This window comes from Blastomonas aquatica (assembly GCF_014639875.1).
Lineage (GTDB): Bacteria > Pseudomonadota > Alphaproteobacteria > Sphingomonadales > Sphingomonadaceae > Blastomonas > Blastomonas aquatica.
This window is the reverse complement of sequence record NZ_BMGD01000003.1, coordinates 168,281-187,724: the sequence shown is the minus strand read 5'-3', so window position 1 is coordinate 187,724 and position 19,444 is coordinate 168,281. Positions and strand designations below refer to the sequence as shown.

Below are 19,444 nucleotides of genomic sequence, written 5' to 3'. Positions count from 1 at the left end.
AGCAAGCCTGCTGATGGACATTCCCCAAACCTCATGACGTCAGACACTCGGATATCTTCTGAAACACCATCGCAGTATGGCCTTGCTCGGCAGTGGCTGCGCTCGAAGCTGGGTGAGCGCACCGGTGGCGTGATATTTGCGATCCTGGCTGAAATTCTCATCATTCTGGCGCTGTTGTCGCTGTCGATTGCACCGCCGGGATCGAAGAGCGAAGAAGAGAAGCTGACCGTATTCGGCGTCAGCCCCGAACCCTCCGAAGAACCTCTGGAAGAAGACAACCCAGCGCCGCCACAGGATGCCGCGCAATCGCCAGAGCCGCAGGACGCCGAGACCCCGCCTGCCGAGACCCCCAGTCCGGTCATCGCAACCCAACCCTCGCCAGTCCCCCCCGCCATCATACCTATGCCGTCGGCGCAACCGGCACAGCCCAAAGCTTCGCCGCAGATTGCCAAACCCAAGGCCAACCCCGGCAAGGTCTATGGGCCGCCCGACAAAGGCGTTCCCGGGGATACCGACCGGGTCAGCGGCTCAGGCCCCAATGGTGAGCCGCTTTACGCCGCTGCCTGGTATCGCGAGCCCTATCCTGACGAGCTTTCAGGCTACCTGTCGACGGCACGGGGTCCTGGCTGGGCCCTGATCGCATGCCGGACGGTGTCTGATTTTCGCGTCGAAGATTGCGTGCAGCTGGGCGAATCGCCGACCGGATCGGGCATCGGCCGTGCCGTGATCGCGGCGGCCTGGCAATTTCGCGTCAGGCCGCCGCGGGTTGGCGGGGTATCCAAGGTCGGTGAATGGGTGCGCATTCGCATCGATTACACCACCCGGCAGCAATGAGGCAGCGCTGCAACCGTTAGCCTGCGTTGAAAACGCCGCAAGCGATGCGATCACCACTATTGCCCGACGGATCGGTCATCTGGTCATCGGCCTCGGCGTGGATCACCAGCGCGGCGCCATCGGCATCCAGCATTTCTGCAATCGACGTGCCTTCGATGGTGTATTCGATCCGGCCGGTGCCATCGCCAGCGATCGTCAGGTTGGGCATGTCTCCATGGTGCTGACCTTGCGGATTGCTTAGGCCGTGCTTCGCGCCGGCCGGGTTCCAGTGTGCGCCAGCGGTTTCGAACGCGGGGCCATCGCATTTGCCGGTGGTATGCACGTGAATTCCATGATCACCTGCGGTCATTCCAGTTGCGTTGACCGATATCGCGATATCGCGGTCCCGGGCTGTGGCGGTCACCATGCCAACGTCCTTGCCATCGGCGGTCTTCAGTTGGGCGGTCGCCATTTGTGGCATGGCGGGGACGACCGCGGCATCGGTTGCTGCAGCAGTATCCGCAGCAGGCGTTTCGGCAGTTTCGCCGCAAGCGGTGAGCGCCAGCGCCCCGGCCAGCAGAGAGGCCCCGAAGGAAAGACGGGTGGTGATCATGAAAAGGCTCCTGTTTGTGTTTCACAACTACAGGTCAGAATGCACGAAGTTCCTCGCCGCGCCAATGCGAACCCACATTGTCCGTTTGACATCCTCGGGTTTTCACGATTGGCTCAACCCCCGAAACGTCACAACACATCCGGAGCACCATGACTGACCTTGCCGTACCCCAAGCACAGGACCTGAACACGACGCTGGGCTTTGTCCGCATCTCCGAAATTCATGCCGATGGCCATGCGACCCTCGAGTTTCAGGCGGGCGAGCACATGTGCCACTCGGGCGGCGTGGTGCAGGGCGGATTCGTGACCGGGTGGATCGATGCAGCGATGGCGCACGCGGCGATGGCGATGGCCGGCCCCGGCGTCGTGCCGATGTCACTCGAACTGAAGGTCAGCTTCTTTGCCCCCGCCCGTCCCGGCCTCGTAACCGCAAAAGCCTGGGTCGAGCGCCGCGGACGCAGCACCTGCTTTTTCGAGGGGCAGTTGCTTGATGCGTCGGGCAAGGTTCTCGCCAAGGCGAGCTCCACCTTGATGCTGGCTGACCGTACACGGGTAGAACAGGCATCGAGCAAGGCTGTCGCCGGGGCGCGCTAAAGCCGGGCCCAGCCCCTATGGCACGCTAGCAACGCCCGTCAGTTGCTAGCAGCGGCCTGCAGGTCTTTCAGAAAACCCCGGATGCGCTTGGCATTGACACCCAGGTCGCTGCGCCCCACCCGCGAAACCGAGCGGACATCGACTTGGCTGGTCGTGCCGCCAGGTCCCGGCTGGACCCGGACAACGACATCGTCCTTGAAGCGGAACAGCGACACGGTATCGACCGCTTCGAGCCGACCTTCTTCAGGGCTGGCCTGCGCGATTTCCCATCCACGATCGCGTGCGACCTCTTCGGCAAGCGAGACAACCTTGTCGACAGGCAGCGCCAGCGTGACGGTGCGAATATCGCCATAGGCACCGCGGTGGAGCAGCTTCCAGCGCTCCATCGCATCCATGCCCGCATATTTCGCCTCGCCCCGGCCTGGAACATCGGCAAAATCATCAGGGCGCAGCTTGAGGACCCGAAACTCTGGCGGATTGTCGAGATTGGTGGTGATGTCGTGGATCTGCGGCACGCTCCTGGCGACATTGATCCAGTATCCGATGAAACCGAGATAGGCGAGCGAGCACACCAGGCCAATTAACGTCAGATTGCGGATCGCGGTGCCTTTTTTCCGATAGAGCAGCAGCACGATCAGCGAAAAGACCAGCCCGACCAGAGCGACGACAACCGCGGCGGTAACGAAGCTGATACCATCAAGCTTGCCCCACCAGTCCTGCCCGGCGCCGATGGCGCCAACCAACGCGAGTAACACCGCGCCCGCGCCCAGCAGCAAGCATAGCCGCGCCAGCCAGATTGATCCGTGCTGTTTTACATCGCTGCCCATAGCCTACCCCTGTTGCCCGTTTGACACACATAGGAAAGGCTTCACCATTTGGCAAATCGAATAGGCCGATGTTTCGTTGCGGGAAATGACACTCGACTCGCCACCCCCACCTGCCTAAGGGCGCATGGCACTGCGGCCTCTTGCAAACCCGTCTGGAACGATGACAGAATTCACTATTATCCCGCTGGATCAGGTCGATACGGCCTGGGTTGACGATCTTCTCGACCAGGTGTTCGGGCCCGAGCGATCCGCGCGGACGATCTATCGCGTCCGCGAAGGGCTTGAAGCGCTGCCTGCGCTCAGCTTTGCAGCGATCGACGCGGACGGCTATCTGGTCGGAACGATCCAGTGCTGGCCGGTGGCACTGACCGATCCCGATGGACTGGCTTATCCGATGATCCTGGTCGGCCCTGTCGGCGTCGCACCCGATCATCAGGACCAGGGCATAGGCCGCGCACTGATGGCGGCGGTGTTCGGCGCGATGGGCGTTGGCGAGAAAATGCCGCTCGTGCTGCTGGGCGATCCGGAATATTACGGCACCCGGTTCGGCTTTAGCGCCGAACGCACCGGCGGCTGGACGTTACCTGGCCCTTATGAGCAGCACCGTCTGTTGGCACTGGCACGTCCCGATTCGGTGATGCCTGCGCAGGGCATTTTGGGTCCATGGCGACTGACGTGAACCATAATTTGGGGTGACAGGCTTTGCATCCCGCACGCCGCGTGCTTATCTGATTCCCCGATGCCCTATGATCCCCCCCCCGAAATGCAGGACCTGTCGCTGGCCGAGATCGCCGGGCTGGTCGCTGCGCGCAAGCTTCCCCCGGTCGAGCAATGGTCGCCACAGGCCGAGAGCGACAGCCATATGCGGATCGCTACCGATGGCCGTTGGTACCACCGGGACGGCTTGATTTCGCGCCCGGCGATGGTGCGGCTGTTCGCCAGCGTGCTGCGACGCGAAGACGACGGGCGTTATGCGCTGGTTACCCCTTTCGAAAAGCAGTGGATCGAGGTCGAGGACGCGCCGCTACTGGCGGTCGAGGTCAAATCCGAGGGCAATGGCGAACAGCGGCGGCTGGCGTTCCGGCTCAACACCGACGAGCTCGTCGTGTCCGGCGCCGATCGACCGTTGATCCTGCGTGGCAGCGTTGATGAGCCACGACCGTATCTGGGGCTCGCACGCGGGCTGGAAGCGCGGATAGAGCGCAGCGTGTATTATGATCTGGTCGAACTGGCACTCGCCGAGCAGCCCGACGGGGCTGACGATCTGGCAAGCCTGCCGATCTGGAGCGATGGTGCCTGCTTCCGGCTGGACCGGATCAGCGCTGCATGAGCCTGTTCGACCGGTTGGCATATGCTCTCGCGGCAAGCGCCGGCGGCGATTTTGCAGGCGAGGATGAACGGCATATCGATCCCGATGGTGGCAGGCACATCGATGCAGCCGTACTGATCGCGGTTACCGACCGACCCGAGCCCGGTGTGATCCTGACCCAGCGCCCCGATTATCTGCGCAGCCACCCGGGACAGATCGCATTTCCCGGAGGCAAGATCGATCCGACCGATACCGACGCCATCGCCGCCGCGCTGCGCGAGGCGGACGAGGAGCTTGGCCTCGCGCCATCTTATGTGCGCGTCATCGGAACGGCAGACATCTATCGCAGCGGCAGCGGCTTTGCGATCACCCCGGTGCTTGCAGTGATCCCACCCGATTTGAGCTACACGCCCAATCCGGGCGAAGTTGCAGACTGGTTCGAGGTGCCGCTGGGCTTCGTGCTCGATCGCGCCAACCATGTGCAGCACAGCACCCGCTGGAAAGGTGCCGAACGCCGCTATATCGAGATCATGTGGGGGCGCAGGCGGATCTGGGGTGTGACCGCAGGCATCATCGCCAACCTGTCGCGCCGACTCGAAGGCGTCAGCGCATGACCCGGATCGCTGCCGAATGGACGCAGCGCGCGGATGTTGCCGCGATGCTCGCCGCGCTCGATCCCGATGGGGACCAGTGCCGCTATGTTGGCGGCGCGGTGCGCGATGCGCTGCTGGATATCGAGGCGGCGGATATCGATATCGCTACGCGGCTGGTTCCCGAAGAGGTCATGACCCGGCTGGCCGATGCGGGGATCAAGGCTGTGCCGACCGGGATCGAGCACGGCACGGTGACCGCAGTGTTGCCCGGTGGTCCGGTCGAGATCACCACATTGCGCCGCGATGTCTCCACCGATGGCCGCCATGCCGAGGTCGCGTTCACCGACGACTGGCGCGAGGATGCCGCGCGGCGGGACTTCACGATCAATGCTCTGTTCGCCGATCCACGCACATTGGAGGTAACCGACTATTTTGGCGGCCTGGCCGACCTCGAAGCGCGATTGGTGCGCTTCATAGGCGATGCCGATGCGCGCATCCTGGAAGATCATCTGCGGATCCTGCGGTTCTTCCGCTTCCATGCGCGATTCGGCGGAAAGGCCGACCGTGCGGCACTTGCCGCATGTGCTGCGCATGCAGACCGGCTAAAAGCACTGTCGCGCGAACGGATCGCTCGCGAACTGCTGCTGCTGCTGGGCAGCGCCATTCCGATCGATGCCGCGCAGCGGATGGAGGAAACCGGAATCTGGCGGGTGATCCTCCCTGAAATGAAGCCCGGTGGCCTCGATACGCTGCGCGTCCTGCTGGCACGCGAGAGCCGGATGGGTGCAACTGCCGACCCGCTGGTGCGGCTGGCGGCCCTGCTGCCGGTCGATGCCCAGGTCGCAGAGACCGTCGCGGCAAGGTTGCGCTTGTCCAAGGCGCAGCGCGCAACGCTTGCCCGCTATGCCGCCGCATGGCCAAGCCATGGCACCGCGCGGCAGGTCGCGGCAGACGTGCAGCCCTCCAACCATGTCGCGCACTGGCTTCTGCTGCGCGCGCCCGACGATGCGCTCGCTGCGGGCTGGGACAGCCTGAAGGGCTGGTCGGTCCCGGATTTTCCACTGGGCGGCCGCGATATTCTGGCCCTGGGGATCAACGCGGGGCCCGATGTCGCGCGAGTGCTGGGTGAAACCCGGCGGCGGTGGATTGCCGAAGACTTCCCCGATACCGCGCGCGTCAATGTCATCGCCGCAGAGGTGGCAGCGGCCTGATCAACCCATACGGGTGATCATGTACTCATAGGCCTCGTCGGCGGGAACCGGGGGTGAATAGAAATACCCCTGCCCAAACGAGCAGCCGAGCGCCGCCAGCGTCTGCGAGATTTCCAGCGTCTCGATTCCTTCGGCGGTGGTTTCCATGCCCAGCGCGCTGGCCAGCGACAGGATCGCACGGACGATCGCCACCTTGTCGCGCTCTTTCAGCATGTGCGTCACGAAGCTGCGATCGATCTTGAGGATGTCGATCGGGAGCTGCTGAAGATAGGCGAGGTTGGAGTATCCGGTCCCGAAGTCATCCATAGCCAGTGAAACGTTGAGCGCCCTGAGCGCACTCATCACCTTGGCGGCGCGCGCGGGATCGCTGACAACAACCGATTCGGTCAGCTCGAGGCACAGCCGCTGCGGCTTGGTGTTGTTGGCGCGCAGGATGCTCGAGACCATGTTGGGAATATCGTCGCGCGCAAACTGCGCCGCAGACACGTTGACGCTGACCTTCAGCGGCAGCTCCTCGCCCGCCTTCTTGTCCCATTCGCCCAGCACCTTGCACGCCCGGTCGAGCGCCCAGCGCCCCAGCGGCAGGATCAACCCGCATTCTTCGGCCACCGGAATGAACTCGACTGGCGAAATCATGCCGTAATCAGGGTCTTTCCACCGGGCGAGCGCCTCGAAGCCGGTGACGAAACCGTTGCTCATGTCGATCAACGGCTGGAAGTAAAGCTCGAGCCGGTCGAGCTCGATCGCCTTGCGCAATTCGGTTTCCAGCGTGAAGCGGCGGCGCGCCTTGTCGAGTTCCTCGGGTGTGTAGACTTCCGCCTGACGGGTGTGCTTGGCGCGTTTGAGCGCGATCTGCGATTGGCGGATATAGTTTGCGCAATCGGTCTGTCCGGTCTTGCTGAGCGCGATACCGATCGCGCCATCGATCTGGATCTCGAGGTCGGAAAGACGATAGGGATTGAGGAAGATATCGCGGATGCGGCTGATGATCCGCGCGAGTTCGCGCTCATTGGATCCGCGCAGTGGCACGAACAAGGCGAATTCATTGCCGCCGATGCGTGCAACGACATCGGTCTTGCGGATCCGGCCCATCAGGCGGCGGGCGACGGTGATGATCAGCTCATCGGCAACCACGTTTCCGGCGCATTCGTTGATCTGGCTGAACCGAGCGATATCGATTGTAATGATCGCAAAGCTGGGCATCGCCGCCCGACCGTTGGTACCATGCTCGGCTAGCCGGGTTTCGACAATGTCTTCGAAACCGGCACGGTTTGGCAGACCAGTCAGGCTGTCGCGCATGGTTTCGCGGCGGAAACTGTCGTGTGTCTCGATCTCGGTGGTGCGGTCGATCAGGCTCAGCAAAAAATGCGGCCAGTTGAGCGAATCCATTTCCATGCGTGCGACAGTAACATCATAGCGCCGAATCTTGACCGGATCGGTCGAGGTCCACGGACGATTGGCCCTGCCGCTGTCATTGCGGCTGGCGATCGAGATCAGCTCTGCGAGCAGCATTGCATCGATCTGGGACACACCGCCGGGCATAAGCTGACGCTCGATAAATGCGGGGTTTGCCATCACGATTTGGGGCATGTCGTCGATGCGTGTCACGATCGCCGCCGGGATGGGCAACGGATCCAGCACAGCAGCGAAGCCGGGATGTTTGCCGGCTAATCTGCCCGATTGGGTCAGACCGGGCACAGGCGGTTTGCGCGTTTTGGGGGGCGGGGTTGGGCTGGCCATATCTGTCTGCCCTACGCGCGAGATGTAAAATTAGCTTAAACACCCTGAGAAAACCGTCATTTCAGCGCGTTATTTTCTAACCTTCAAAACGGTTGTTGCGCGGGAAGCCATTCGGCGGCAGCCGGCCCGCCGCACCGCGCGCGACCCGCCATAGACCCATGTCCTTCTCGGTCCGCGTCCGTCCGCTCTCGCCGCCCATCGTCCAGCTCAAGCCCTCCTCGAGCCGGAAGGTGGTGGCGTCGGAGAGCGAACCGTCACGATAGCGCTGAAGCTGCACCCCCTGCCCGCGCGCCATCACTGGCAGTTCGCTGATCGGGAACACGACAAGCTTGCGGTTCTCGCCCACCACCGCGACATGGTCGGCGCTTGCCGGGACGCTGCGGATCACCATCAGTCGCACCCCGGGCTTCAGGTTGACGACCTGGCGGCCCTTGCGGGTTTCGGCGATCAACTCTGCCATCTCGGCCAGGAAGCCGCGGCCGTTGGAGGCGGCGAGCAGCAGCTTGCCCGCTGGATCATAGGGCATCAGCGCCATGATCTGCGCCTCGTTCTCCATATCGAGCATGTTGCGCACCGGCTCACCAAACCCGCGCGCGCCGGGCAGATGCTGCGCGCCCAATGTGTAGAAGCGGCCATTGTCGAGCATGATCAGCAATTTGTCGGTCGACTGCGCATGGAACGCGAACGCGGGGCCGTCGCCCTCCTTGAACTTGGTGATCTCGGGCACCGTCAGATCGGCATGGCCCTTCATCGCCTTGATCCAGCCGCGCCGCGACATGATCACCGTCACCGGCTCGCGCTCGATCATCGCCTCGAGCGGGATTTCGCGCGCGGGCGCGGCCTCCTGCAGATCGGTGCGGCGGCGACCCAGCTCGGTGGTTTCCGAATACAGCGCGCGCAGCGTCGTAAGGTCCTTCTTCAGCCGCTTCTTGAGCAGCTTGGGATCGGCCAGCAGCTTCTCCAGCCCCTCGGCCTCTTTGACCAGCGCGTCGTGCTCGCGCCGCAGCTCCATTTCTTCCAGCTTGCGCAACGACCGCAACCGCATGTTGAGGATCGCTTCGGCCTGGCGGTCGGTCAGCTCGAACTCGGCCATCATCACCGGCTTGGGCTCGTCCTTGGTGCGGATGATCTCGATCACCCGGTCGAGGTTGAGATACGCGATGATATAGCCGCGCAGCAGCTCGAGCCTGGCCGCGATCTTGTCGAGCCGGTGGCGGCTGCGGTTGGTGAGGATGATAATCTGGTGCCGCAACCAGGATTCAAGCAGCGGCTTGATTCCCATCACCCCCGGCGTGCGAGTCTCGTCGAGCACGTTGAGGTTGAGCGGGAAGCGGATTTCCAGATCGGAGAAGCGATAGAGCGCATCCTTGAGATCATCGGGATCGACATTGCGGCTCTTGGGTTCGAGCACGATGCGGATCGTCTCATCCGATTCATCGCGGATGTCGGCAAGGATCGGCAACTTCTTGTCGGCGATCAGCGTCGCGATCTGCTCGATCAATTTGCCCTTCTGCACCTGATAGGGAATTTCGCTGAGCACCAGCTGCCAGGTGCCGCCGGGCAGCTTTTCGATTCCCGAGGCTTCCCAGACGCCGTCGGCATCCTTGCCGGTGGAATAGCGCGCACGCAGCCGAAAGGCGCCGCGCCCGGTGCGATAGGCCTGCGAAATACTCTCGGCATTGTCGACCAGCAGCCCGCCGGTTGCAAAGTCGGGGCCGTGGAACACCTGCATGATCTGCTCGTGCGTGGTTTCGGGTGCATCGATCAGCAGCATCGCCGCATCGATCACCTCGGCAGCGTTGTGCGACGGGATCGACGTCGCCATGCCCACCGCGATGCCGCTGGCACCGTTGGCGAGCAGGTTGGGGAACAGCCCGGGGAAGATTTCGGGCTCTTCCTCCTCGCCATTGTACGTCGGCTTGAAATCGACGGTGCCCTCGTCGAGCCCGGCCATCAGCTCGATCGCGGTGCGGGTCAGCCGCGCTTCGGTGTAGCGATAGGCCGCGGCGTTATCGCCATCGACATTGCCGAAATTGCCCTGCCCGTCGACCAGCGGATAACGCAGCACGAAATCCTGCGCGAGACGGACCATCGCATCATAGACCGAGGCATCACCATGCGGGTGGTACTTACCGATGACATCGCCGACGACGCGTGCGCTCTTCTTGTAGCTGCTCGCCGGATCGAGCTTGAGCTGGCGCATCGCCCAGAGCAGGCGGCGGTGGACGGGTTTGAGGCCATCGCGCAGATCGGGCAGCGAGCGCGCGGTGATGGTGGAGAGCGCATAGACGAGATACCGCTCCGACAGCGCGCGGTCGAACGATGTGTTTTCGATTTCGGAAAGGTCGTCGCCAGACCCGGCGCTCGCGTCTTTAGCCATATCTCAGCCGCGTAGCAGCGCGGATGCGGCAAAGCGAGAGGGTGGCCCGGGTTTTCTGGGGAAAATTTGCGGTCAGAGCGTGTAGCGACATGGCCGCAATATTCCGGTCCCCTGCGAAGGCAGGGGCCCATCACCCGACCGTCGCCCCCGGTGCGAGGGCAGGAGATGGATGCCTGCCTTCGCAGGCAAACGGGAAAAGCGAACTCGCCAAAGTTTTACGTCAGCTTTCCACGTTCGGGCGAACTGAATCTGCTGTTCTTTAATCGACCCCAAAGCAGATATTTATCCCCAATATAGCAGCTTGTGCAGGTATCGCCTGAGGTCATGCAAATGGTGTCCCCAATGGTTCTCATATCCCCATCGAAATTGCCAAATCGCCTCATCGTCTTGGTGTTGATCAATCAGCCAAAGCACCTCGGTGAGGTCAACAGCGATGTCCATTAAGTCATCTAAACCCCACCCTTGCCCAATTTCCTGATCAAATCCATCAAGTGGATCTGCATCAGGATAGAAGCCGAGCTCTGGAAATGCGGAGGCAGCCTTTTCACCGAATTGCTTTGGGTCGACCCTTGGAGCGTCCACGTTGTCGGCGTCCAGCTCGATATCGTGCGTCGTGTTAAAGGCAACACAGAGCCGATCAAGGGTCGTCGCTAACTTCAGTTGACGTTCTCGCGGATCAGCGGGCGCAGAATTTAATAGATCGAGATACGCTCGACACGGAGCACTGATGATTGCGATCTGATCAGTTTGCTTCATGCTTTTAAGTGCACGGAGCGAATAGCTTCTGTCGAGCGGAATTTCAGCTTGCCACCCATTATCGGCCATCCGCATTTCTCGAAGCGCCGCCCAATGGCGGACATTGCCATCGATGCCGAAACCCCCTCCCTGTCCGGTTTCATGACAGGCCCCACTTACGCGCAGACAGCACAATTGCGCCTGCACCCACAAGCGTCTATAGCGGCGCTGAAAACGCCCCGGCTCTGCGCGCTTTGGCCGCCGCACCGGGGCGTCATGCATTTTATCGGAGTTACCAGCCCATGACCCGCCGCCGTCAGATTTACGAAGGCAAGGCCAAGATCCTGTATGAAGGACCCGAGCCCGGCACGCTGATCCAGTATTTCAAGGATGATGCCACCGCGTTCAACGCCCAGAAAAAGGGCACGATCAACGGCAAGGGCGTGATCAACAACCGCATCAGCGAGTACGTCTTCACCCGCCTCGCGCACATCGGCATCCCGACGCACTTCATCCGCCGCCTGAACATGCGCGAGCAGCTGATCCGCCAGGTCGAGATCGTGCCCATCGAAGTGATCGTGCGCAATGTCGCTGCCGGATCGATCTGCACCCGGCTTGGCCTCGAGGAAGGCCAGCCGCTGCCGCACACGCTGATCGAATATTGCTACAAGGACGATGCGTTGGGCGATCCTTTGGTCGCCGAAGAGCACATCGCGTGCTTTGGCTGGGCGACTCAGGAGGAGATGCAGGACATCTCTTCGATGGCGATTCGCATCAACGATTTCATGTGCGGCATGTTCGCCGCAATCGGCATCCGGCTGATCGATTTCAAGCTCGAGTTCGGCCGCCAGTTCGATGGCGATTTCTCTCGCATCATCCTGGCCGACGAGATCAGCCCCGATGGCTGCCGGCTGTGGGACATCGAGACCGGCGAGAAGCTCGACAAGGACCGCTTCCGGCGTGATCTGGGCGGCGAAGTGGAGGCCTATCAGGAGGTCGCCCGGCGTCTGGGGCTGCTCAACGAAGGTGGCGAAAACGAGGTCCTCGATCTCGACAGCCATCGCCGCCGCAAGGGCAAGTAAGCGCCAAAACCCTGGCTGATCGCTTTACGTTTCCGTCATCTTGCGCGCGGGCAGCGCGCATGCAACATTTTCGTCACACGCAAACAACACGCGGGCGGAGATGGATCGAAGCGAGAGGCTTTCATATGTGACAGGACGGTCGATGCTGGCATGGGTGACCATGGCCGCCCTCGCACTGTGTTCATCACCGTCTTTCGCCAGCCATGACGCTCCGGCGCAGATATCTGCCGCAGCCGAAAAACCCGAGCCTGCCGCGATCGTGCGCGACGAAGCCGCGATCGCCAAGGCCTGGCGCTATTCCGACATCGACCTGACGCCAGATCCCGCGATCCGCTTCGGCGTGCTGCCCAATGGCATGCGCTATGCCATCCGCCGCAACACTACGCCCGCCAGCACCGCCGTGATGCGGCTGACGATCAACGTCGGCTCGACCGCCGAGGCCGAAGACGAACGCGGCCTCGCGCATTTCATCGAGCACATGGCGTTCAACGGCACCACCAATGTGCCCGAAGGCGAGATGATCAAGATCCTCGAACGCATGGGTCTGGCATTTGGCGCGGATACCAACGCATTCACCAGCTATGACCAGACCGGCTATCTGCTCGATCTGCCCAATGTCCAGGATGAGACGGTGGACACCGCGCTGTATCTGCTGCGCGAAACCGCCAGCGAGATCAGCTTCAACCCAGAGTCCATTGAACGCGAGCGCGGGGTGATTCTGTCAGAGCTGCGTACCCGTGCCAATTATGCGCAGCGCAACCGCGAATCGCTATTTGCTTTTTCGGTGCCCGACACCCGCATCGCCACCCGCTCGCCGATCGGCGACAGGACAGTAATCGAAACCGCCCCGGCCGAGCGCTTCCGCAATTTCTATGATCGCTATTACACTCCCGGCCGCGCCACCCTGGTGGTAGTCGGCGATATCGATGTTGCGACGATCGAGGCCAAGATTGTTGCCGGTTTCGGCAATTGGAAGGCAGCGCAAGGCGAAGCGCCCGATGTCCCCCTGGGTACGATCGACATCGCCCGATCGGACGAGGCCAACATCTTTGTCCACCCCGCGATCGACGAGGTCGCGACGGTCGTTCGCTTCTCGCCATTCGTTGATGAGCCCGATAGCCGGGCGACCCGCCGCGCCAAGCTGACCCGCGCGCTGGGCTACAACATCATCGGAAGGCGACTGGGGCGGATCGCGCGGCAGGAAAACGCTCCGTACGTCGGCGCTTCGATCGGCAGATCGGATGTCTACCGCATCGCCAACCAGTCGGTGCTCAACGTGTCCACTCGCGATGGCGAATGGCAGCGCGGGATCGCGGCTGCCGAACGCGAGGTGCGTGCCGCGCTGCGTTATGGCTTTACCGACGCCGAACTCGCCGAGCAGTTTGCCAACTTCACCACCGGCTATGAAAATGCCGTGCGCGGCTATCAAACTCGGCCCAACGAGCAACTTGCCGACCAGATTCTGGCAATGGCCAAGGACGGGATGATCGTCACCACGCCAGAAAGCCAACTCGAACGGTTTATCGCGCTGCGTGACAGCCTGACATCGAAGATGCTGCTCAAGGCACTGCGCGAGGATTTCGGAACGCTCGACAAGCCGCTGATCCATCTATCCACCAAGGTCGACCCGACGGGTGGTTCGCAGGCGATCCGCACCGCTTTTGCCGATGCACGCAAGGCCAAGGTCAGCAAACCCAAGGCACGCGACGCGCAAGCGTTTGCTTATCAGGACTTCGGATCACCTGGGACAGTGGTGGCCGATTCGACGATCGATGATCTCGGCATCCGCACCGTGCGTTTTGCCAACAACGTCCGGCTGAACCTCAAGAAGACCGATTTCGACAAGAACCGCGTGCTGGTCTCGCTGCGGATCGACGGCGGCAATCTGCTGTCATCCCGCGAGAAGCCCGAGGCAACCAGCCTGATGAACATCTTCGTGCGCGGCGGGCTTGAAGCGCACAGCCTCGATGATCTGTACTCGATCTTCGCAGGCCGTGCGGTGTCGCTCAATTTCGGCTCGGGCGAGGATTATCTGGGCGGCTATCTTTCGACCACGCCCGATGACCTGAAACTACAGATGCAGGTGCTCACCGCGTTTACCCAGCACCCGGGATACAGGAGCGAGGCGCTCAATCAGTATCGCAGCTTCCTGCCCAACTTCTACGCACGCCTAAACGCGACACCCGAAGGCGCGATCGGTAGTAACATTGGCGCGATCCTCTCCGACAACGACCCACGCTTTTCGCTCGCCGACCAGGCGGTTTTTGAGAGGCTGACCTTCGACGATCTCAAGACGACGATCGGCGACCGGCTGGAGCATGGTGCTATCGAGATCGGGCTGGTCGGCGATTTCGATGAGGACGAGGCGATCGCAGCGGTCGCAGCGACCTTCGGCGCGCTGCGCGAGCGCGAGGCCGAGTTCCGTCAATATGACGAGGCCCGTGCCCGCCGTTTTACCGATAACCGGACCCCCCGGGTGCTCCACCACCAGGGCGAAGCCGATCAGGCGATCGTCGAATTCTACTGGCCGACGACCGACGATCACGATTACCGCGAGGACGTAAGGCTGCGGCTGCTGGCCGAACTGCTGCAGATCAAGGTCACCGACCAGCTCCGCGAAAATTTGGGCGCGAGCTATTCTCCGGTGGCGCGATCGTTCACGTCGTCGATCTACCCCGGTTATGGCTATATCCAGATTAGCACCAACGTGGCTTCCGGCGATGTCGAGAAGGTGTCCGATGCGGTGCGCAATATCGCGGCAGAACTGTCCGCCCCCGCACCGATGTTGGGCGAACTCGCCCCGCCCTCGCCGATCGCAGCCGATGAACTTGCGCGGGCCCGCACCCCACTTCTTGAAAATATCGCCAACAGCGTGAAGACCAACACCGCGTGGTTGGGCATCGTCGATTCAGCGCAAAGCAAGCCTGCCAAACTTGATCGGTTCCGGAGCGGCGGCACGGCATTCGGCAAGGTCAGCGCGGACGATCTGCTTGACCTGGCACGCACCTATCTTCCTCCCGAACGCGCACTGCTGGTGCAATCACTTTACGACGATCGTGCCGATCAGGGGCAGCTGGCATCTCGCGCCGCGCCGGTCACCACCAACGCAGCGCCGCGCTGACCCGGCCCTCGGATGTTTTATCCGCGCGTGCGATAGCCGCTGATGATTCCGAAGATGAACGCCATGAAAAGCGCAAGCTGAACATGGCCTTCCGGATCGGTCCAGCCGACAAGTTCGTGGCCAAAGCCGAACAGCGCGACAAACATTGCAAGTGCCAGTCCAGCCATAATCCCCCCATTTCGAAGCAAAGGCTATCCCCGATAGGTTTCCCGCAGCTTGTGAATGAGGGTTAACGTGCGGCGCCCGGATCGCGATCGATCCGGGCTTATTGCGTGCAGCCCCTTGCCCCTTTGCCGTCGCACGGTATAGGGCAGGCCATTCATTCTGCCAGGAGGACGCCGATGAAGGCCCGCATCCATGTGACCCTGAAAGACGGTGTGCTCGACCCGCAGGGCCGTGCCATCCACCATGCGCTGGAAGGGCTGGGCTTCGGCGGCGTCGAGGATGTCCGCGCCGGACGGCTGATCGAACTGACCCTGGCCGATGGCACCAGCGACGACGATATCGACGCCATGTGCCGCAAGCTGCTGGCCAACATGGTGATCGAAAACTACCGCGTCGAGCTGGTCTGATGAAGTCGGCGGTCATCACCTTCCCCGGATCGAACTGCGACCGCGACCTGGCTGTGGCGATCGAGCGGGTCACCGGCCACGCACCGATCCGGTTGTGGCATGGCGAACAGACGCTTCCCGAAGGCCTTGACCTGATCGGCGTCCCCGGCGGATTTTCTTATGGCGACTATCTCCGCTCGGGCGCGATGGCAGCGCGCTCTCCGGTGGTTGGTGCAGTGGTCGAAGCTGCTGCGCGCGGCGTTGCGGTGCTGGGCATCTGCAACGGCTTCCAGATTCTCACCGAAGCAGGACTGCTCCCCGGCGCGCTGATGCGCAATGCGGGCATCCGCTTTGTCTGCCGCACCGTCGCGTTGAAGGTGGAAAACACCGCGAGCCGTTTCACCAAACTGTACCAGCCTGGCGAGACGATCCATATCCCGGTCGCGCATCATGATGGCAACTATTTCGCCGACGATGCGACACTCGATCGGATCGAAGGCGACGGCCAGGTCGCTTTCCGCTATGCCGATGGCATCAACGGATCGGCGCGCGACATCGCAGGTGTACTCAATGCCAAGGGCAATGTGCTGGGCATGATGCCTCATCCCGAACGGATGGTAGAACCGCTGCAGGGCGGAACCGATGGCGCGCGATTGTTCGAAGCGCTGGCGCAGTCGGTGCTCGAGCGCGCCTGACAACGGTCAACGGCGACGCAAACCGCCGATTATCCAAACTGGGCAGCGCGGTGATCGCTGAACAATTCAGCGACATCCTCGGCGCCCATCGGGCGGCCGTAATAATAGCCCTGGATTTTCTTGCACCCAAGATCGCGGATAACCCGCACCTCGTGCTCGGTTTCCGCGCCCTCTGCCGTCGTGGCCATGCCGAGGCTGTCCGCCATTGCAACAACGGCGCGGATGATGGCGATGCTCTCTGGCAGACCGCGTGCCGCGCCCTGAACGAAGCTGCGATCGACCTTGATCGTGGTGAAGCGGGTCTTGCTCAAGTAACCCAGCGCCGAATAGCCGGTACCAAAGTCGTCAAGCGACAGCCCGACCCCCAGCGCGAGGATCTGGTCGAGCGTCTCGCCCGCGCGCGACCCTTCGCGCAGGAACACGCTTTCGGTCACTTCCAGCTCAAGCCGCTGCGGAGCCAGCCCGGTTTCAGACAACGCCTCGACCACGGCATCGACGAAGTCAGCCTCGTATAGCTGCTCTGCCGACACGTTGACCGCAACGCGGACATGCGCAGGCCAGGATACCGCCTGGCGGCAGGCGCGATGGAGCACCCAGTTGCCGATCGGGACGACCAGCCGGGCATCTTCTGCCAACGGAATAAACTTTGCCGGAGATACCTGGCCGAATTCCGCACTCTTCCAGCGCAGCAACGCTTCGAACCCGACCAGCGATTCGCTCGCCGCATCGACCACTGGCTGATAGGCGAGCGTGAATTCGTCCTTTTCCAGTGCCTTGCGCAGCGCCATTTCCATGACCCTGCGTTCCTCGGCATGGCTGTGCAGTTTGGGCTCGTAGACATTGTGGCGGCCACCCCCCTCGTCCTTTGAGCGATAGAGCGCAAGATCAGCGCTGCGCATCAGCGTTTCGACGGTGCGGCCATCGCGGATGCCGTTGGCAGAGCCGATACTGGCACCGATGAACAAGGTATGCTCGTCAACTTCATAGGGCCGCGACAGGACATCGATGATCCGACTGGCGATATCCGAAATCCGCTGGCCGTCTCCGGTGTCGCGCATCACCACAGCGAACTCGTCGCCGCCCAAACGCCCGCACATTTCGTCCTTGCCCATCAACGATCGCAACCGCAGCGAAACCTGCGCCAGCAGCCTGTCGCCGACCAGATGGCCCAGTGTGTCGTTGACCGATTTGAACCGATCGAGGTCGATCATCAGGAAGCCACAGCGAGTGTTCCACATCTCGCATTCCTTGAGCGCCCGGTCGAGCGCCTCGGTCAACTGCAACCGGTTGGGAAGCCCGGTGAGCGTGTCATAGCGGGCGAGCCGGGCAATCTTCTCGGCGCTCTCGCGGCTTGCGGTAACGTCCGATCCGACGCCGCGAAAGCCCATGAAATTGCCATTTTCGTCATAGCGCGGGGAAGCTGACAGCGCCCACCAAAAGGTCTTATCTTCACCCAATACCCTGACGACCAGGTTGGAAAAGCTTTCGCGCTTGGTCAGCTTGTCGGAAAGGATGTGTAGACTGGGCGGCAGGTTTCCGCTTTCCCAGGCCTTGCCCGCGATCAGCTGGGTCAACGGCATGCCTTCGATGTCCTTGGCATCGCGGCCTGCTGCGAAAGCGAACCGCGGACTGGCGGCGACCACACGGCGCGATGCATCGATCTGCCACAGCCAGTCGGCATCACCTTCCTCGAACTCGCGCAGGAGCAGGCTGACGACCTCTTCCTTTTCAGCAAGGCCGACTTCTGACAGCTTGAACAGAAGATAGGCTCGAGCGTTTTCAAAGCCCGACAGCGCCAGCAGGATCGAGAAGCAGACTATCGCACCGATCGTCACCATCTCGCCCTCGCGCGAAAACGCTATGATCGATGCCGTCATCAGCACCAGGTTGAACAGCACCGCGCCCAACGGCAGCGCGTTGAGCAACAGCGTTCCACCGACCACCAGCGCGGCCAGGATGGTCCAGACGGTAGCAAGTTGAAGCGGGCCGGCCTGCGGTGCAAATACCACAATCGGGATACACCAGACAAAAGCGACCAGGCTGGTCGCCGCCACAAGCTGCAGCACAAAGCGGCGCGCGACATGATCATGATTGATCATGCCGCTTTGCTTGTAGACGATCGCGGGGAAATACAGCGCGCCGCCCAGCATCGCCATCCATCCGACAAGGTGCAACAGCGGCACGAACCCGGCAAAAAGCTGGCAGACCATCAGGCCCAGGACGAGGTTGGTGACGACGCGCAGCACCGCATAGCGGGCCAGCCCGCTATACTGGATCGCGCGGAAGTGATCCCAATCGCCCTTGGCCGGGTCGCGCAGGCCAAGAACGGCCATAACGGGCAGGTCGCTTACCGTGGACGGGTTGTGTTTGGTGGTGCTCACCGGCACGATGTAGCCAAACAAAGTTAGCGAACGGTAACTTTGCCAGTTGGTATGTTGTGGAAAATCCCCGGTGATCGGGGAGCCACCTTGCCTGCAGCCGCATCGACGACACGGGCTGCAGGCGAAGGGGAAACTGACCGCGCCGCCGATTGATCGGCGGGTTTAAATTAGATAACGGCCAGCATGATAACGGCGCTGCTGACGAAGGCAGCGGCCAGGTTGAATGCGATACGCATGACGAACTCCTGAAAAACTGTTGGAATTTGCCGTGCAGACATCCTGCTCTCTGAAGCGGGAAATAGGTCATAACTGCTGCCATACAAGTGCAATTGTTTTCCCTGCACTTGTGTTTTTTGCATGTTATTCGTCGTCGGTGAGGCTCGCCCTGGCGGATTCCCAGTTCTTGCCGTCGAAGTTTTCGACGGTTGCCGACAGGATGTGGCCATCACCGAGACAGCGGAAATCAATCGACCAGGATTCGGGATGAGACCTCGGCTGATAGAAGCTGCGGATGCCGCAAGTCCGACAAAAAAGATGCTCTGCCGCACCAGTGCCGAAGCGATAGTGCGACAGGTTATCACCGCCCTGCAGTAGCCGGAAATCGCTATGTGGAACAATGAGATGCTGGAAACCGGTTTTGGCGCACATCGAGCAATTGCAGGCTAACAAGCGCACATTGTGCGCCACGTCCGCCTCGAAGCGGACCGCGCCACAATGGCACCCGCCATTGACCGTGACATGCACTGGCGACATCCTCTGCTCCACTGGTGACTATTCCATCACACCTATCACGACTTGCT

19 protein-coding genes are annotated in these 19,444 nt (G+C 61.8%); 10 read left to right on the top strand and 9 right to left on the bottom strand.

The features are described 5' to 3' along the window. The first annotated feature begins 33 nt into the window (after nucleotides 1-33). Nucleotides 34-834 carry a hypothetical protein gene (locus IEW00_RS08935; protein ID WP_188514062.1) on the top strand — a complete coding sequence of 267 codons (801 nt, stop codon included), beginning with the start codon at nucleotides 34-36 and terminating at the stop codon, nucleotides 832-834. Nucleotides 835-850: 16 nt separating this feature from the next. Here IEW00_RS08935 and IEW00_RS08930 read toward each other — a convergent pair whose 3' ends face one another. Next, nucleotides 851-1,426 (bottom strand): superoxide dismutase family protein, encoded by a 576-nt coding sequence (locus IEW00_RS08930; protein ID WP_188514061.1) that lies wholly within the window; start codon nucleotides 1,424-1,426, stop codon nucleotides 851-853. A gap of 149 nt (nucleotides 1,427-1,575) precedes the next feature. Here IEW00_RS08930 and IEW00_RS08925 point away from each other — a divergent pair, with 149 nt between their 5' ends. Continuing rightward, the gene (locus IEW00_RS08925) at nucleotides 1,576-2,019 is read left to right on the top strand and encodes a PaaI family thioesterase (RefSeq protein ID WP_188514060.1); all 444 of its coding nucleotides are present in this window, start codon (nucleotides 1,576-1,578) and stop codon (nucleotides 2,017-2,019) included. A gap of 38 nt (nucleotides 2,020-2,057) precedes the next feature. Here IEW00_RS08925 and IEW00_RS08920 read toward each other — a convergent pair whose 3' ends face one another. After that, nucleotides 2,058-2,846 carry a DUF1499 domain-containing protein gene (locus tag IEW00_RS08920; RefSeq protein WP_188514059.1) on the bottom strand — a complete coding sequence of 263 codons (789 nt, stop codon included), beginning with the start codon at nucleotides 2,844-2,846 and terminating at the stop codon, nucleotides 2,058-2,060. Between the two features lie 160 nt (nucleotides 2,847-3,006). Between IEW00_RS08920 and IEW00_RS08915 the strand changes: the two genes are divergently transcribed. From IEW00_RS08915 to IEW00_RS08900, 4 genes are read left to right on the top strand one after another with little or no spacing between them, the layout of a single operon-like run. Beyond that, on the top strand, nucleotides 3,007-3,525 hold the full coding sequence (locus IEW00_RS08915) for a GNAT family N-acetyltransferase (RefSeq protein WP_188514058.1): 519 nt from the start codon (nucleotides 3,007-3,009) through the stop codon (nucleotides 3,523-3,525). 60 nt (nucleotides 3,526-3,585) lie between these two features. Then, entirely contained in the window at nucleotides 3,586-4,176 is a 591-nt protein-coding gene (locus tag IEW00_RS08910) for a DUF1285 domain-containing protein (RefSeq protein WP_188514057.1), read from the top strand. Continuing rightward, nucleotides 4,173-4,769: a CoA pyrophosphatase gene (locus tag IEW00_RS08905; protein WP_188514056.1), complete on the top strand. Its 597-nt coding sequence runs from the start codon at nucleotides 4,173-4,175 to the stop codon at nucleotides 4,767-4,769. Before IEW00_RS08910 ends, IEW00_RS08905 begins: the two co-directional genes overlap by 4 nt. Next, complete coding sequence (locus IEW00_RS08900) at nucleotides 4,766-5,959, top strand: CCA tRNA nucleotidyltransferase (protein WP_188514055.1); 1,194 nt, start codon at nucleotides 4,766-4,768, stop codon at nucleotides 5,957-5,959. Before IEW00_RS08905 ends, IEW00_RS08900 begins: the two co-directional genes overlap by 4 nt. On the opposite strand, the gene IEW00_RS08895 is transcribed toward IEW00_RS08900, so the two are convergent. The 3 genes from IEW00_RS08895 to IEW00_RS08885 form a co-directional block, all read right to left on the bottom strand. Continuing rightward, nucleotides 5,960-7,567 (bottom strand): putative bifunctional diguanylate cyclase/phosphodiesterase, encoded by a 1,608-nt coding sequence (locus IEW00_RS08895; protein ID WP_188514054.1) that lies wholly within the window; start codon nucleotides 7,565-7,567, stop codon nucleotides 5,960-5,962. A gap of 208 nt (nucleotides 7,568-7,775) precedes the next feature. Continuing rightward, nucleotides 7,776-10,079 (bottom strand): DNA topoisomerase IV subunit A, encoded by a 2,304-nt coding sequence (parC, locus tag IEW00_RS08890; protein ID WP_188514053.1) that lies wholly within the window; start codon nucleotides 10,077-10,079, stop codon nucleotides 7,776-7,778. Nucleotides 10,080-10,361: 282 nt separating this feature from the next. After that, a complete protein-coding gene (locus IEW00_RS08885; RefSeq protein WP_188514052.1) occupies nucleotides 10,362-11,096 on the bottom strand; it encodes a DUF5063 domain-containing protein in 735 nt (244 codons plus the stop codon). 20 nt (nucleotides 11,097-11,116) lie between these two features. On the opposite strand from IEW00_RS08885, the gene purC reads away from it, so the two are divergent. After that, nucleotides 11,117-11,896: a phosphoribosylaminoimidazolesuccinocarboxamide synthase gene (gene purC, locus IEW00_RS08880; RefSeq protein ID WP_188514051.1), complete on the top strand. Its 780-nt coding sequence runs from the start codon at nucleotides 11,117-11,119 to the stop codon at nucleotides 11,894-11,896. 160 nt (nucleotides 11,897-12,056) lie between these two features. Then, complete coding sequence (locus IEW00_RS08875; protein WP_188514050.1) at nucleotides 12,057-15,017, top strand: M16 family metallopeptidase; 2,961 nt, start codon at nucleotides 12,057-12,059, stop codon at nucleotides 15,015-15,017. A 17-nt stretch (nucleotides 15,018-15,034) separates the two neighbouring features. Here the strand turns inward: IEW00_RS08875 and IEW00_RS08870 are convergent, their stop codons facing one another. After that, nucleotides 15,035-15,184, bottom strand: a complete 150-nt coding sequence (locus IEW00_RS08870) for a hypothetical protein (RefSeq protein ID WP_188514049.1) — start codon at nucleotides 15,182-15,184, stop codon at nucleotides 15,035-15,037. 174 nt (nucleotides 15,185-15,358) lie between these two features. Here IEW00_RS08870 and purS point away from each other — a divergent pair, with 174 nt between their 5' ends. Both purS and purQ read left to right on the top strand, forming a co-directional pair. Next, nucleotides 15,359-15,589, top strand: coding sequence for a phosphoribosylformylglycinamidine synthase subunit PurS (gene purS, locus IEW00_RS08865; RefSeq protein ID WP_188514048.1), 231 nt, complete (start codon nucleotides 15,359-15,361; stop codon nucleotides 15,587-15,589). Further along, on the top strand, nucleotides 15,589-16,263 hold the full coding sequence (gene purQ / locus IEW00_RS08860) for a phosphoribosylformylglycinamidine synthase subunit PurQ (protein ID WP_188514047.1): 675 nt from the start codon (nucleotides 15,589-15,591) through the stop codon (nucleotides 16,261-16,263). The genes purS and purQ overlap by 1 nt, the downstream gene beginning before the upstream one ends. 29 nt (nucleotides 16,264-16,292) lie before the next feature. Here purQ and IEW00_RS08855 read toward each other — a convergent pair whose 3' ends face one another. The 3 genes from IEW00_RS08855 to IEW00_RS08845 form a co-directional block, all read right to left on the bottom strand. Next, entirely contained in the window at nucleotides 16,293-18,596 is a 2,304-nt protein-coding gene (locus IEW00_RS08855) for a putative bifunctional diguanylate cyclase/phosphodiesterase (RefSeq protein WP_444542135.1), read from the bottom strand. Between the two features lie 215 nt (nucleotides 18,597-18,811). Continuing rightward, the gene (locus tag IEW00_RS08850) at nucleotides 18,812-19,003 is read right to left on the bottom strand and encodes a hypothetical protein (RefSeq protein WP_188514045.1); all 192 of its coding nucleotides are present in this window, start codon (nucleotides 19,001-19,003) and stop codon (nucleotides 18,812-18,814) included. Between the two features lies 1 nt (nucleotide 19,004). Next, a complete protein-coding gene (locus IEW00_RS08845; RefSeq protein ID WP_188514044.1) occupies nucleotides 19,005-19,397 on the bottom strand; it encodes a GFA family protein in 393 nt (130 codons plus the stop codon). Nucleotides 19,398-19,444: the final 47 nt, after the last annotated feature.